Source organism: Yoonia vestfoldensis DSM 16212 (genome assembly GCF_000382265.1).
Classification (GTDB): Bacteria; Pseudomonadota; Alphaproteobacteria; order Rhodobacterales; family Rhodobacteraceae; genus Yoonia; species Yoonia vestfoldensis.
Genome location: NZ_KB907981.1, coordinates 160,732 through 175,305 on the forward strand (window position 1 = coordinate 160,732; position 14,574 = coordinate 175,305).

Genomic DNA, 14,574 nt, shown 5'->3' on the forward strand with positions numbered 1-14,574 from the left:
TTTTATACGGGCCGAGCGGTTGTCTCCGCCGGTCTTTGGGTTTCGATTTGGTCGCGCGCTGATGCGAATGTAAAACAACAGGGCCGGTACAGACCGACCCCGTGCAAGTCTCACGTCCGCGCCTGTCATCGGCACTTCGACAGGGCGGCGTATAGGGGGGAATGACCCATGAAGCAAGTGGTTTTGCGGCTCAAACCGCTGCCAACGCGCCCTGCACCGCCGCGAAATAGGCACCGATCTGCGCCCCATCGACCAGCGCGTGATGCACCTCGAGCGTCATGGCCATGTCGCTGTGCCCTCCATGATCGACGATCCGGCCCCATGTCACACGCGGGATGCAATCCTGCGGCCCCGGCAGGGCATTGTTGATGCTGGTGTAATCGAGCCAGGGCATGCAGGACAGATAGGCCAGGTCGTCGCGTTCCCCATCGTTGGGTGCCAGATCCGCCCCCGCGGCGGTCTGGTCGATCAGCGCCTTGGCCTGTCGGTCGAAGCTGTCGAAATCCGCAACAAACGGCACATAGGCATAGCCGAATGACCCCGCCTGCGTCGGCACCGTCATCGACAGGGTGATCATGTCGTGACGCACCACCTGATTACCGCGAAACCGCATGCAAAGCTCGGGCACCGCATGGATGCCTGCCCCGATCGCATGCAGGCAGGCGCGATAGGGCGACAGGCCAGCGGCCTTGCGCGCCATGACCGCGGTTACATCCAGACGGGACGTGACCGCATAATGCGGACGCTCATAGGTCCGAAAGAACCGGAATTGCGCCGCCCGCGGCCATGTCGCCAGATCGACCGGATGGGTAGCCATCAGGCGCGCGCTGCGGAGACAACCGCGATCGCCTCTGCCACGGCCTGATCGACATTCATGTCCGAGGTGTCGATCAGCACCGCATCCGCCGCCGCAGCCAGGGGTGCCGTCGCGCGGCCCGCGTCGCGCGCATCGCGCGCCTGCACATCCGCGAGCACGAAATCCAGCGTGGTGTCCACGCCCTTGTCGCGCAACTCCTTGAACCGGCGTTCGGCGCGGCACTGGGCCGAGGCGGTGACAAACAGCTTCACCTGCGCGCCCGGACAGATCACCGTGCCGATGTCGCGGCCATCCAGCACCGCCCCTTCGGGACGCGCGGCGAACCCGCGCTGGAAGGCCGTCAGCGCATCGCGCACGGCAGGGTCGGTGGCCACACGGCTGGCCGCCTGCGCCACATCCGGCCCGCGCAAGGCGTCGCTGTCCAGATCGCGCGGATCAAGCGCACGCGCCGCCGCCACCGGATCATCCCCCGCCAGCACGCGCGCGCCCACAGCACGGTAAAGCAGCCCCGTATCCAGATGCGCAAAGCCGAAATGCGCCGCCACCGCGCGCGAAATCGTGCCTTTGCCCGCCGCGGCAGGCCCGTCGATGGCGACGGTAAAGCTCATGCGCTGATCCGCGCGATGGCGGCACCCAGATCGTTCATCAGCGGCTCGAAAATCGGGAAAGACGTGGTGATCGGTGCGGCATCATCCACGGTGACAGGCTTTTGCGCGGCCATCCCCATGACCAGAAACGCCATCGCGATCCGGTGGTCGAGGCGGCTTTGCACCGTCACACCGCCCGGCACATTGCCGTGGCCCAGACCCGTGACGCGCCACCAATCAGGGCCTTCGTCCACGGTGACACCCGCAGCCCGCAGCCCCTGCGCCATGGCGTCGATCCGGTCGCTTTCCTTGACACGTAATTCCTGGACGCCGGGCATATCGGTCACGCCTTCGGCAAAGGCCGCAACGACAGACAGCACCGGATATTCGTCGATCATGCTGGCCGCACGCGCTGCCGGCACAGTGATCCCGCGCAGATCGGGCGAATACCGCGCGCGCAGATCGGCCACAGGCTCGCCGCCTTCGCTGCGCAGGTTTTCGAACGTCAGATCGGCACCCATGTCCTGCAACGTGGTAAACAGGCCCGCGCGCGTCGGGTTCAGCCCGATATTGGGGACCAGCACATCCGACCCCGGCACGATCAGCGCCGCACAGACAGGGAACGCGGCCGAAGACGGATCGCGTGGCACCACAATATCCTGCGGCTGCAATTCGGGCTGCCCGGTCAGGGTGATGACACGGCCTTCCTCGGTGTCTTCGACGGTCAGGGTCGCGCCGAACCCCTGCAACATCCGCTCGGTATGGTCGCGCGTCGCCTCTTTCTCGATCACGACGGTCTGGCCGGGGGCGTTCAATCCTGCCAGCAAAACGGCCGATTTCACCTGCGCCGACGGCACCGGTACGACGTAGCGGACAGGCACAGGACCCGCAGCCCCGACCAGCGTCATCGGCAAACGCCCCCCTGCCCGACCTACCGAGCGCGTGCCGAACAGCGCCAAAGGATCGGTCACACGGCCCATGGGACGGCCATTCAAGGACGCATCGCCGGTGAAGGTCACCGTGATCGGCGTCGTGGCCATGGCCCCCATGATCAGGCGCACGCCAGTGCCGGAATTACCGCAGTCGATCACTTGGTCAGGTTCCGCAAAACCGCCCACGCCGACCCCGCGCAGCGACCATTCGCCGCCGCCATGATCGGTCACTTCCGCACCAAAGGCACGCATCGCCTTGGCGGTATCCAGCACATCATCGCCCTCGAGCAGGCCGGTGATCCGCGTCTCGCCGATACACATCGCGCCAAGGATCAAGGACCGGTGCGAGATCGACTTGTCGCCCGGCACATGCGCCTCACCCTGCAGGGGGCCGCAGGCGCTGGACATCATCGGAATGGGGGTCGCGTGGGATGACATGAAAACTTCCTTGGTGTGTGCGCCCTCTGATACCGCAGTGCGCGCAAGGGGTCCATCACGGCCCCCCATCTTCCGAGCATAAATATCCCCGCCGGAGGCAGATAAGTTCTTAAACCCTGACGAAGGTCAGGTAATGCGGCACCCGCCCCTCGCGCAGCGCCTTTTGTTCATAGCGCGTCGAAATCCAGTCAGCCCACGGCTTGCGCCAATCGGCAGGGGTTTCAGCCAGCCAGTCAAAGCCTTGGCGCGGCACTTCTTCCAGCGTCTGGCGGACGTAATCAGGGATATCGGTCGCCACACGCAAGATTGCGCCCGGTTTCATCACGCGGTGCAGGGGCGCCAGATGTTCGGGTGTGACGAACCGGCGGCGATGGTGGCGTTTCTTGGGCCAGGGATCAGGATAGTTCAGGAAGGCCCGCGCAATCGACTGCGCGGGCAGCACATCGAACAGATCGCGCACATCGCCGGGATGCACGGCGAGGTTGTCGACCTCCGCCTTGCGAATCTTGCCCAAAAGCATCGCCACACCGTTGATGAAAGGCTCCGCCCCGATGATCCCGATCTCGGGATAGCTCTGCGCCATATGCACCAGATGCTCGCCCCCACCAAAGCCGATCTCGAGCCAGACATCCTTGCCCGGAAACAGCGCGCCCAGATCAAGGGGGGTGCGGTCGGGGTTCGCCTCCCAGCTGACAGGGCCGGGCGACAGCGGGTCGAGGTCGTTTTCAAGGTAATCGTGCTGGCTTGCACGGATCGTCTTGCCACGAAAGCGGCCGTAGAAATTGCGCCATGGTGCGCCGGATGGGTGATGTGTCTTGGTCATGCGGCGGCGTGTAGCAATCCCGCCGCCGCATGGCAATCTCGGTAAGGTGGGTCATGACCCACCTGACGTGTCAGACAGCGCGCTTGAGCGCCTCGACCAGATCGGTCTTTTCCCAGCTGAACCCGCCATCGGCCTCGGGCGCGCGGCCGAAATGGCCATAGGCCGAGGTGCGCGCATAGATCGGGCGGTTCAATTGGAGATGTTCGCGGATGCCGCGCGGGGTCAGGTCCATGACCTGTGCGACAGCCCGTTCGATGGCGGCGGGATCAACCTCGCCCGTGCCATGGGTGTCGGCATAGATCGACAAAGGTTGCGCCACGCCGATCGCATAGCTGAGCTGGATCGTGCAGCGTTCGGCCATGCCGGCGGCGACGACGTTTTTCGCCAGATAGCGCGCGGCATAGGCGGCAGACCGGTCCACCTTGGTCGGGTCTTTGCCGGAAAACGCGCCGCCACCATGCGGGGCCGCCCCGCCATAGGTGTCGACGATGATCTTGCGTCCGGTCAGACCGGCATCGCCGTCAGGACCGCCGATGACGAAAGTCCCCGTGGGGTTGACCCACCATTTCGTGGCTTCGGTGATGAACCCTGCGGGCAGGACTTCGCGGATGTAAGGTTCCACGATGGCGCGGATGTCGGCGCTGGTCTGGCTTTCGAACTGGTGCTGGGTGGACAGCACGATGGATGTCACCTCGACCGGCTTGCCGCCTTCGTAACGGACCGAGACCTGGCTTTTTGCATCGGGGCGCAGCGTCGGTTCTTCGCCCGATTTGCGCACCTCGGCCAAACGGCGCAGGATCGCATGCGCATATTGGATCGGCGCGGGCATCAGGGCGTCGGTTTCGGTCGTGGCATAGCCGAACATGATGCCCTGATCGCCGGCCCCTTCGGGCTTGCCTTCGGCCTCGTTCACGCCTTGGGCGATATGGGCGGACTGGCCGTGCAGCAGGTTCGTGATCTCGCAGGTGGCGTGATGGAATTCGTCCTGCTCATAGCCGATATCCTTGATCGCAGCGCGCGCGATCCCGTCGATCCGGCCCATGAAATCGGCAAGTCTGGATTTGTCCGACAGACCGACCTCGCCCCCGATCACAACGCGGTTGGTGGTGGCGAAGGTTTCGCAGGCGACCCGCGCTTGCGGCTCTTCGGCCAGAAAGGCATCCAGCACCGCGTCGGAAATGCGGTCGCAGACCTTGTCCGGGTGGCCCTCGGAAACGGATTCCGAAGTGAAAATATAGTCTTGTCTTGCCATGGGGACGTGCTCCAATAAAATTTACCGTCACGCCAGGAAGCCGTTGTGACAGAACCAGCCATCCGTCTATGGCTTGGCCGCAGTGGCGTCAATCGCTATTGCGCTTGCGGTTAACGACACAGATCGCAATGCCGAGCAGCAGCAACAGGCCGACCGGCCAGTCACCCACAGCCGTATAGGGCGGGGCTGCGCGGACAGCGGGCAAAGCCGTATCCAGCGCCCCGTCCACGCCCAACGCCAAAGACGCGGTGATCCGGCCCTGCGCGTCGATCATCGCGGAAATGCCGGTATTGGCGACGCGCACCATCGGCAGCCCTTGTTCGATGGCGCGCAACCGTGCTTGCGCGAGATGCTGATGCGGGCCTGCCGCCTCTCCGAACCAGCCATCGTTGGTGATCAGAAGCAGCAGGCGCGGGCGGTCAGGGCCGGTCACGATTTCTTCGGCAAAGATGCCTTCATAGCAGATCAAGGGCACAGCCAGCCCGATTCCGGGGATCGCCACAGGCCCCGGTGTCGCGCCTGCGGCAAATCCGCCACCATCGGTCGTGGCCAGCCCGCGAATGCCGAAGCGCCCCAAAGTGTCGCCAAAGGGGATGTATTCACCGAACGGCACCAGATGCTGCTTGTCATAGGTCGCGGTAACCCTGCCGCCCTGTTCCATCACCACGAGCGAGTTGAAAAACCGCCCCAGATCGTCGCGCCTTTGCACGCCAAAGACCAGCGGCGCACCACGGGCCGCGCCGTCGAGCAGGCTCAGATCGTCGATGATGAAGTTCAAAAGATACGGCACGGCCGTTTCCGGCCAGACGATCAGGTCGGGCCGGTCGCCCTGCCCTGACAGTTCCACCAGCCGGTTGACGAATTGCTCGCGATAGACGGGGTCCCATTTGAGATGCTGCGGCGCATTGGGCTGCACCAGCCGCACGACAGGCGCGTCATCCGCAATCTGCGGCGCAGGGCCGGGCCGCAAAAGAACAGCGACCAGTAGCAGCGCAACCAGAGCCGCACCGCCCGACCACCATGCCCGCCGTGCGATCCGTGCCACGCCCAGCGCCGCAAGCAGGGTGATGCCCGTCAACAAATGCGGCCCGCCGATGCCGCTGGCCTGCGCCATCCAGGTCGGCACCCAGATATGACCCAGCAGCGCCCATGGAAATCCGGTCAGGATCAGGGACCGGGTCATTTCGACGGCGACCAGCAACAAGGCCAGCATCAGCTGACTGCGCGGCGCGATCCGGGCGGCAATCCAGCCTGCGACAGCCCAGAACAAAGCCGCGCCAACCGCCATCAGCACAATCGCGAACGGTGCCATCCAGCCGTGGCGCGGGGCGTCGACAAGAAACGGCTCCACGATCCAACGCAGCGCAAAGGCGAAATAGCCAAGGCCGAAAAACCAGACCCGCCATGCTGCGACACGCGCGCGGGCGACGTCACGGTGCAGGACCAGCAGCACGGCCAGCGCGGCAATCGTGGCGGGCCAAAGGTCGAGGGGGGCCTGCCCCAGCGCCGCGATCACGCCCAGCGCAAAAAGCACGCCAAAGCGCGCCCAGCGCGGCAACCTGTCAAGCATCACGGGTGGTGTTCAGGCGCACGCGCAGCCGCTTGATCCGGCGCGGATCGGCATCGACAACCTCGAATTCCGGGCCATCAGGGTGCTGGATCACTTCGCCGCGCGCGGGCAGATGCCCGGACAGCATCGTGACCAGACCGCCCAAAGTGTCGATCTCTTCCTCGTCGATGTCGTCGTGGTCGGTCAGGTTCATGCCGATCTCGGCCTCGAAATCCTCAAGGTCGGTGCGCGCCTGCGCCAGATAGACGCCAGGTTTTTCCATGATCCAGGTTTTCGCCTCGGCGATATCATGTTCATCCTCGATCTCGCCCACGACCTGTTCGATCAGGTCCTCGATCGTCAAAAGACCGTCGGTGCCGCCATATTCGTCGATCACCAACGCCATGTGGATGCGTTCGGCCTGCATCTTTTGCAACAGCACCCCCAGCGGCATCGACGGCGGCACGAACAGCAAAGGGCGCAGCATGTCGCGCAGGTCAAGTTCCGCGCTGCCGCCGTTGAACCCGTAGCGCAGCGCGAAATCCTTGAGGTTCGCAATGCCGACCGGCGTGTCCAGCGTGGTATCGTAGACGGGCAGCCGGGTCATGCCGCTGTCGCGGAACGACTTGACCAGTTCGTCCTTGGTGATGGTCAGCGGCACCGCGACGATGTCTGTCTTGGGGACGGCCACATCCTCGACCCGCATCCGGCGCAGGTTCAACATCCCCAGCACGGTCGGTGCAGGTGCCGAAATGCTATGCGCTGTTTCGCTATTGTCGTCTTTCAAGGTCTTGGGCCTGAAACCCAGTCCCAGGCGGGCCAAAAGGCCCGGTCGCTCTGCTGTCTGGTCCTGCTGCGCGCTTTGCGCTGCGCTAGAAGAACCGTCGCCGTTATCGCCCATCTTGTCCTTATCCGTGGGGCGGTCTGCCCCGGTCACTCTCTATATGGGTTATCAAGACCCATTTTGCCAAGTATCTCCGCCTCTAAACCTTCCATGAGGGTGGCATCAAGGTCACGCTCGTGATCGAAGCCCAACAGATGCAATGTGCCATGCACCAGCAAATGCAGACAATGATCAACAAAAGGTTTGCCGGCAACCGCCGCTTCGCGCGCGCAGGTGTCGTAGGCGATGGCGATATCGCCCAGCTCGGCATCCGTCACAGGATCGGGGGCCAGCGGAATTTCGCCCGCCACGCTGGCCGCGCGTTCGTCGGATGGCCAGCTAAGCACGTTCGTCGGCGCAGGCTTGCCGCGAAAATCCGCATTCAGCGCTGCGATCCGGGTGTCATCACAAGCCAGGACCGCGATTTCAAAGACCGATGGTTCCAGCCCCAGCCTGTCCAGCACAGCATCACTTGCGCGCTGCGCCAGCACGTCGATATCAATCGCCGCCCAGCGCGCGTCTTCCACCACGACATCGACGGTCACTTGGGATCATCCGCCTCGTAGGCTTCGATGATCGCAGCAACCAGTGGGTGGCGCACCACATCTTTCGAGGTGAAATAGTTGAAGCTGATCTTGGGGATATGTTTCAGCAGGCGTTCGGCATCCCACAGCCCCGAATTCACCCCGCGCGGCAAATCGATCTGCGTACGGTCGCCCGTGATCACCATCCGAGAACCTTGACCCAGACGGGTCAGGAACATCTTCATCTGCATCGTGGTCGCGTTCTGCGCCTCGTCCAGCACGACAAAGGCATTCGACAGCGTACGCCCGCGCATGAAGGCCAGAGGCGCGATCTCGATCACCTTTTCCTCCATCATCTTGGCCGCTTGCTTGCCCGGCAGAAAGTCGTTCAGCGCGTCGTACAAGGGCTGCATGTAAGGATCGACCTTGTCCTTCATGTCGCCGGGCAGATAGCCCAGTTTCTCGCCCGCCTCGACCGCGGGACGCGAGAGGATGATCTTGTCGACATGGCCGTTGATCAGCATGTTCACGCCGACAGCCACCGCCAGATAGGTCTTGCCCGTGCCCGCAGGCCCGATGCCAAAGGCCATTTCGTGGTCGAACAGCGCCTTCACATAGGCTTTTTGCGCGTCGGTGCGCGGTTCGACCAGTTTCTTGCGGGTCTTGACCTCGACCCGCGCGATTTCGCCCTTGAACAATTCGATCTGGTCGGCAGGCCCCGGCGTGCTGGCAAGACCCATGCGCAATTCGCGGTCGATATCGCCCGCATCCAGCGACCGACCCTGTTCCAGCCGCTGATAAAGCGATTTGAGCACTTCGAGCGCGTCCTGACGCGGCCCCTGTTCCCCGATCACGGCGAGCAGATTGCCACGGCGCAGGATCTGCACGCTGAGCTTGTCCTCGATGGTGGTCAGGTTGCGGTCATATTCGCCGCAAAGGTCGATCAACAGGAAGTTGTCGGGGAATTCCAGAACGGATTCTGTGACGTCGTCGGCGGGCGGGGTCAATGCACCAGTGGCCAAACAGCTCTCCTTTGAGTCTATATATAGCTATCGTGGCGCGTCACACCGCAAGGCGCAAGCCGCCAGATCGCTTTGTAACGCAAATGCGGTCACAAAGTTGCGCAGACCGCGCGTCAGGTGGGTTTTGATCCACCCTAGCCGATCAATTCACCCTTCAGCGAATTGGGGCTGTCCTGCACGATCCGCACCCGGCGCACCTGCCCCAGCACATCGGCGGGCGCATCGGCATAGACGGCGTGCAGGTAATCCGATTTGCCGATCATCTGGCCCGCCTCGCGGCCCGCCTTTTCGAACAGGACCTTGACCTCGCGGCCGATCATGCTGGCCTGCGTCTGTTGTTGCTGGTCGCGCAGCAGGGCCTGCAGGCGTTGCAGCCGTTCGTCCATCACATCATCGGGCAGTTGTGGTTTCTCGGCTGCGGGGGTGCCGGGGCGGGTCGAATATTTGAACGAATAGGCCTGCCCGTAATGCACATCGCGCACCAGTTGCAGCGTATCTTCGAAATCCTGATCCGTCTCGCCGGGGAAACCCACGATGAAATCGCCCGACAGCAGAATGTCGGGGCGGGCGGCACGGATACGGTCGATCAGGCGCAGGTACTCCGCCGCCGTATGCTTGCGGTTCATCGCTTTGAGGATACGGTCCGACCCCGACTGCACCGGCAGATGCAGATAGGGCATCAGCTTGTCGCAGGTCCCGTGCGCGTCGATCAGCGCCTGATCCATGTCGTTGGGGTGGCTGGTGGTAAAGCGGATGCGCTTCAGCCCGTCAATCTCGGCCAAGGCCCAGATCAGTCCCGCGAGGCCCCCTTCATGCCCGTGATAGGCGTTCACGTTCTGGCCCAGCAGCGTCAGTTCGCGCACGCCCGCATCGACCAGTTCGCGCGCCTCGCGCAGGATACGGTCGGCGGGGCGCGACACCTCGGCCCCGCGGGTATAGGGCACGACGCAGAAAGCGCAGAATTTGTCGCAGCCTTCCTGCACAGTCAGAAACGCGGTCGGGCCGCGTTTGGCCTTGGAGCGTGATTTGAGCGTCTCGAACTTGTCATCATCGGGGAAATCGGTGTCGAGCGCCTTGGCGCCCCCCTGCACCGCCGCATCCATCGCGGGCAGGCGGTGATAGCTTTGCGGGCCGACGACCAGATCGACAAGCGGCTGGCGGCGCATGATCTCCTGCCCTTCGGCCTGTGCCACGCAGCCCGCCACCCCGATTTTCAGATCAGGTTTCGCGTCTTTCAACACCTTCATCCGGCCCAGTTCGGAATAGACCTTTTCGGCGGCCTTTTCGCGGATGTGGCAGGTGTTGAGCAGGATCATATCCGCGTCATCGGCACGGTCGGTCTGCACATAGCCCTGCCCGCCCAGCGCCTCGGCCATGCGTTCGCTGTCATAGACATTCATCTGGCAGCCATAGGTCTTGATAAAGAGCTTTTTGGGCGCAGTCATGGGGTTCTATCCGGTCTTGGGTCGGGCGTCTTCTAGCGGCTTGGGGCTTTGCTTGCAATGCGGCGCGATCTGGCACAATTTGCGCGGGCCTTTCACGGATGCCAGCCGCCCATGCATTACCCCAGCCTTGCCGCCCTGACCGCCGATGCCGCGCGCGCCTTGTCCAGTGGGCCGGTCTGCCTGATCCTGATCGAGGATGCGGTCGCGGTCGACCAGACGATCCGGCATCATGCGGCCCTTGGATTTGGCTGCGTGATCGCGTTCTGCGATCCGGCCATCGCCTTGCTCGACGATGTGCCGCTGCACCGCGTGGATCATGACGTGACCCGCCCCGAGGCCTTGCAAGAGATCGTCAACACCGTCAGTGCAGCGGCGCGCGGGGCATGGATATTCACCTGCTACAACGCCGAATTCCTGTTCTTTCCCTTCGGCGAGGACCGCAGCGTGCGCGAGATGCTGACCTTCGTGACCGAGGAACGGCGCGACAGCGTGATGACCCATGTGATCGACCTTTACGCCCGTGACCTGACCGCCCATCCCGATGCGGTCGATCTTGATGACGCGTGGTTCGATGGCGCGGGCTATTTCGCGACCCCGCGGCTTGATCCGGTGGGCGAACCGCTTGACCGGCAGGTCGAGGTCTTCGGCGGGCTGCGCTGGCGGTTCGAGGACCATGTCCCACCCGCCCGTCGCAGGCTGGACCGTGTTGGGTTTTTCCGTGCGGCCAAGGGCGTGGTCATGGGGCCGGACCGCCGGTTCAGCGACCCCGAATACAACACCTATGCCTGCCCGTGGCACCACAGCGTCACCGCCGCAATCTGTTCGTTCCGCGCGGCCAAGGCTTTGCGGCGCAACCCCGGCAGCCGTGACGCGATCGCGGGGTTTCACTGGCCGAAATCGGTGCGGTTCACATGGCAGGCGCAGCAATTGCTGGATCTGGGGATGATGGAACCGGGGCAATGGTTCTGAGGGTTGTGCCCCTCCGGTGATGCCATGATGCATAAGGCCAGTCGGTCGCGCGCCGCACGAGGCCCGCGCGGACGGGGGCCGTGGCGATCAGGTGCATATGCAGGGCGAAATCAGCCTCGGCACGGATCGGATGATGTTTGCACCCGCGCGCCCAGATGCCTGTGCCGGTGGTCATATCGCCCGGCACCGGCACGTGCCGCGCAAAGGTGGATTTGATCATCCGCCACCGCCCCGGAAAATCCGCGTCACCCGCAGGCAGGGTCCAGATCATGTGCATCTCAGCCGATAGGATCACGGCGGCGTCGATCCGGAACGGCGCCTGTTTCTGGCAGAGCCGCACCACATCACGCAAAAGACCGATCCGTGCGGTCAGCAGGTCGCAGGTCTGATCGTGCAAACGGACGGTGAAGAAAGCGGTCCCGCCGGGGACGTAGCGCCGGATATAATGTGTCATCCGGTCAGCTTGGCGCAGAATAGTTAATTTAGAATGTAGCGCGCACTGAAAGCCACCTTACTTACGGCGCAGCCGGATCACCACATCGACGGATGCAATCTCGGCCCCCGCAGGCGCATGGGGAAGGCGGCGGATTTCCAGTTCCTCGGCGGGTGCATCCGTCAGGCTGGCCGTGTCTTCCCAATAGAAATGCGGATGGTCGGTCATATTGGTATCGAAATAGCTTTTCGAGCCATCGACCGTGATCTCGCGCATCAGGCCCGCATCGCAAAAGGCGCGCAGCGTGTTGTAGACGGTCGCCAGCGACACCTTTTCGCCAGCGGCACTGGCGGCATCGAACAGGCTTTCGGCGGTGACATGGCGGTTCTGGCCATCGCCCACCAGCAGTTCCGCAAGCGTCATCCGTTGGCGTGTCGGACGCAATCCTGCACCGGCCAGCCAGTCGGTCCCGCGGTGGTTCTGCATGTCTTTCATCGAGCCTGTCCCTTGTCTCGCCTTAATATGGGAAGAAACCCGTCAAAATCAAATGAAAAGACACGCGCGCCCTTGGTCTTGCCCTTGGCGAACGCGCAATGATAGTCATCGGGGCAACGCAGCGAACAGAACGAGACCAGCACAATGGCCGATTTCCCCACCAGTTTCGACAAAGAAGCCCTTTTGAAATGCGCCCGTGGCGAGCTGTTCGGCCCCGGCAACGCGCAACTGCCCGCGCCGCCGATGCTGATGATGGACCGCATCACCGCCATTTCGGGCGACGGCGGGCTGCACGGCAAGGGCCATGTGGTGGCCGAATTCGACATCACGCCGGACCTGTGGTTCTTTGACTGCCACTTTCCGGGCAACCCGATCATGCCGGGCTGTCTGGGGCTGGACGGGCTGTGGCAGCTGACGGGCTTCAACCTTGGCTGGCGCGGCTGGCAAGGGCGCGGCTATGCTTTGGGCGTGGGCGAGGTCAAGCTGACCGGCATGGTCCGCCCCGACCGCAAGATGCTGACCTACAAGGTCGATTTCACCAAGGCCCTGCAAACCCGCCGCCTGACGATGGGCGTGGCCAACGGCATCGTCGAGGCCGACGGCGAGGTGATCTATCAGGTGACGGATATGAAAGTGGCGCTGAGCGAGAGTTGAGGGGGGGGGGGGCCTGACAACCATCTAGGCACAAAATGAGACGGTTATGTAACCAAGTCTAGCGGCAAGTCCGAAATGTCTCTCAGGCGTTTTCCTTGAATCATCGTGTCGAGAAGCTCAAGAGTTTCTTCGCGCCGTTGTTCTACCAAGGCGTTGCGCAATTCGTACAGGGCGAAGTGATAGACGCAATCAATGTCGCCAGTTCCCAGAGCCAATGATGCCACACGCCCGGGTGTCGGTTCGCCCGTAATGACGGCAATATGTGGCAATCGTCCTTTACGGTTTCTGACTAAGTTAAGCCCTTCTGACCGGGCATTCTGCGCCCGATCGCTGCGCAAGGTCCATTTGCAACTGATAGAGGCGTGCAGGATATCAAGTGGCTGATTAACAGCGCGCAGGCTTGAAAGCCGTCCTGTGGATGTATCAACCAATGCGCCCTGTGCGTTTATGGCGTGGTCAGGCAAAGGTGATCGCGTGACAACAACATCTGGCTTGATAAGGTAGTCTGCACCGATAGCGGTCGCAATCTCGCGATTTGATCTAGCAATCGCCTCAAGTTCGTCGAGATGTGCATATTGATCAAACATCGCAATACCACCGCCTTTGGTATACAGCTTCTACTCCAAAACCCGAAAGTTCTCGTGGGTTATGACGCGGAAGTTGTCTGACACCTTGTCGCGGAAGTTTTTCCATTCCTGCGGGATGGTTTCACGCATGAATGCAAGAATGGCGTCGGCAAACTGTTTCTGACTTGGGTAGTATCGATTATGGGTGACGTATTGATGCAAGACGGCCCAAAGCCGCTCAATCGGATTGAGATGGGGGCAGTAGGTTGGCAGCTGGATCAGATGGATGCGGCAAGCCGTCCTGGCAAGAAAAGCCCTGACATCGGGCCCTTTGTGGTAGGCGGCGTTGTCCCAGATGACATGAATGATGCGCTTGTCGGGGTTGCGGGCCTCGATCTTGGTCAGAAGCTGCGCGGCACTGACCCCATCAACGGTTGTGGGCTCGACAAAAGGTGCATCGAAGGTTTCGAGGTTCACAGCCCCATGAATGTTCACGCGACCACGCCCCGCCGTGCTGAGAACCGCTGGATTTGATCCAACCTTCACCCAGCCAAATGCGGGCTTGGTCTGGTATTCCGGATGCACAGCGTCCGCGAAGTAAACGGCTTCATCTGCTGGCAACTTGCGCATCAGGCGTTCGTATAGCGCGATAAAGGTTGCCTGTTTTTCCGCTGACGCCACGCGCGGCAGGGGCCGGGGCTTGCGGTATTCAAAGCCCAGGCGGGCCAGGAGCTTGATGCAGCCAGAATTTGAGTAGTCCAGACCAAACTCAGCACAGATATGTGCTCGGATCTCGACCGTCGAGCGACAGAAGCGGTCTTCCAGCCAAGCGCACAACGCAGCCTCCTGTGCCTGCGACATACGGGACTGACCGCCCTTCCAGCCGTCGAGGGCAAGCGAATCCCAGCCAACTTGCAGGTAGGTTTTATGCCAGCCCCGGATCGTGTCGTCGTCCAGATACAGGAAATCCGAGATCTCCTGGCAGGATTTACCGTCGTCGAGCAGCAGGATCGCATTTGCCCGACGGGCAATACCGTGATCTTCGCGCTGACGGCGCACGCACGCCTCAAGCTCGATACGGTCTGATGCGGAAAGAAAGCCGGGGCGGATCATAGGCATAGCTGAATCGTTTCAAACCCAGCCGTCAAGACGTCAAATTCGGCTTCTGCAGGACTCGGAGTATAA

The 14,574-nt window shown here is 62.5% G+C and carries 16 protein-coding genes and 1 riboswitch; of the genes, 2 read left to right on the forward strand and 14 right to left on the reverse strand.

All coding sequences use genetic code 11. The annotated features are described in order from the left end of the window. Positions 1-190: 190 nt before the first annotated feature. From H147_RS0111090 to miaB, 10 genes are all read right to left on the reverse strand, one after another. Positions 191-817 (reverse strand): CatA-like O-acetyltransferase, encoded by a 627-nt coding sequence (locus tag H147_RS0111090; protein ID WP_019955444.1) that lies wholly within the window; start codon positions 815-817, stop codon positions 191-193. Beyond that, positions 817-1,425 carry a (d)CMP kinase gene (locus tag H147_RS0111095; protein ID WP_019955445.1) on the reverse strand — a complete coding sequence of 203 codons (609 nt, stop codon included), beginning with the start codon at positions 1,423-1,425 and terminating at the stop codon, positions 817-819. The genes H147_RS0111090 and H147_RS0111095 overlap by 1 nt, the downstream gene beginning before the upstream one ends. Beyond that, positions 1,422-2,774 carry a 3-phosphoshikimate 1-carboxyvinyltransferase gene (aroA, locus tag H147_RS0111100; protein WP_026352436.1) on the reverse strand — a complete coding sequence of 451 codons (1,353 nt, stop codon included), beginning with the start codon at positions 2,772-2,774 and terminating at the stop codon, positions 1,422-1,424. Before aroA ends, H147_RS0111095 begins: the two co-directional genes overlap by 4 nt. Positions 2,775-2,883: 109 nt before the next feature. Continuing rightward, positions 2,884-3,597: a tRNA (guanine(46)-N(7))-methyltransferase TrmB gene (trmB, locus tag H147_RS0111105; protein WP_019955447.1), complete on the reverse strand. Its 714-nt coding sequence runs from the start codon at positions 3,595-3,597 to the stop codon at positions 2,884-2,886. 70 nt (positions 3,598-3,667) lie between these two features. Further along, on the reverse strand, positions 3,668-4,849 hold the full coding sequence (gene metK / locus H147_RS0111110) for a methionine adenosyltransferase (RefSeq protein WP_019955448.1): 1,182 nt from the start codon (positions 4,847-4,849) through the stop codon (positions 3,668-3,670). A gap of 7 nt (positions 4,850-4,856) precedes the next feature. Then, positions 4,857-4,904: riboswitch (SAM-SAH riboswitch) on the reverse strand. A gap of 33 nt (positions 4,905-4,937) precedes the next feature. Beyond that, entirely contained in the window at positions 4,938-6,419 is a 1,482-nt protein-coding gene (gene lnt, locus H147_RS0111115; RefSeq protein WP_019955449.1) for an apolipoprotein N-acyltransferase, read from the reverse strand. Then, positions 6,412-7,299 carry a hemolysin family protein gene (locus H147_RS0111120; protein WP_026352437.1) on the reverse strand — a complete coding sequence of 296 codons (888 nt, stop codon included), beginning with the start codon at positions 7,297-7,299 and terminating at the stop codon, positions 6,412-6,414. Before H147_RS0111120 ends, lnt begins: the two co-directional genes overlap by 8 nt. A 32-nt stretch (positions 7,300-7,331) precedes the next feature. Then, positions 7,332-7,826, reverse strand: a complete 495-nt coding sequence (gene ybeY, locus H147_RS0111125) for an rRNA maturation RNase YbeY (RefSeq protein WP_019955451.1) — start codon at positions 7,824-7,826, stop codon at positions 7,332-7,334. Then, entirely contained in the window at positions 7,823-8,827 is a 1,005-nt protein-coding gene (locus tag H147_RS0111130; protein ID WP_026352438.1) for a PhoH family protein, read from the reverse strand. Before H147_RS0111130 ends, ybeY begins: the two co-directional genes overlap by 4 nt. A gap of 134 nt (positions 8,828-8,961) precedes the next feature. Further along, entirely contained in the window at positions 8,962-10,272 is a 1,311-nt protein-coding gene (gene miaB / locus H147_RS0111135) for a tRNA (N6-isopentenyl adenosine(37)-C2)-methylthiotransferase MiaB (protein WP_026352439.1), read from the reverse strand. A 111-nt stretch (positions 10,273-10,383) separates the two neighbouring features. On the opposite strand from miaB, the gene H147_RS0111140 reads away from it, so the two are divergent. Next, the gene (locus H147_RS0111140; protein WP_026352440.1) at positions 10,384-11,241 is read left to right on the forward strand and encodes a glycosyltransferase family protein; all 858 of its coding nucleotides are present in this window, start codon (positions 10,384-10,386) and stop codon (positions 11,239-11,241) included. On the opposite strand, the gene H147_RS0111145 is transcribed toward H147_RS0111140, so the two are convergent. Together H147_RS0111145 and irrA are read right to left on the reverse strand one after the other, a co-directional pair. Then, positions 11,180-11,695, reverse strand: coding sequence for an REP-associated tyrosine transposase (locus H147_RS0111145; protein WP_019955455.1), 516 nt, complete (start codon positions 11,693-11,695; stop codon positions 11,180-11,182). The genes H147_RS0111140 and H147_RS0111145 overlap by 62 nt on opposite strands. A gap of 57 nt (positions 11,696-11,752) precedes the next feature. After that, positions 11,753-12,169: an iron response transcriptional regulator IrrA gene (gene irrA / locus H147_RS0111150; RefSeq protein ID WP_019955456.1), complete on the reverse strand. Its 417-nt coding sequence runs from the start codon at positions 12,167-12,169 to the stop codon at positions 11,753-11,755. Between the two features lie 144 nt (positions 12,170-12,313). Between irrA and fabA the strand changes: the two genes are divergently transcribed. Then, a complete protein-coding gene (fabA, locus tag H147_RS0111155) occupies positions 12,314-12,823 on the forward strand; it encodes a bifunctional 3-hydroxydecanoyl-ACP dehydratase/trans-2-decenoyl-ACP isomerase (RefSeq protein WP_019955457.1) in 510 nt (169 codons plus the stop codon). A gap of 44 nt (positions 12,824-12,867) precedes the next feature. Here the strand turns inward: fabA and H147_RS20530 are convergent, their stop codons facing one another. Further along, positions 12,868-13,410, reverse strand: coding sequence for an NgoMIV family type II restriction endonuclease (locus H147_RS20530; protein ID WP_081625849.1), 543 nt, complete (start codon positions 13,408-13,410; stop codon positions 12,868-12,870). A 30-nt stretch (positions 13,411-13,440) separates the two neighbouring features. Next, the gene (locus H147_RS0111165; protein ID WP_019955459.1) at positions 13,441-14,502 is read right to left on the reverse strand and encodes an IS630 family transposase; all 1,062 of its coding nucleotides are present in this window, start codon (positions 14,500-14,502) and stop codon (positions 13,441-13,443) included. Positions 14,503-14,574 lie beyond the last annotated feature (72 nt).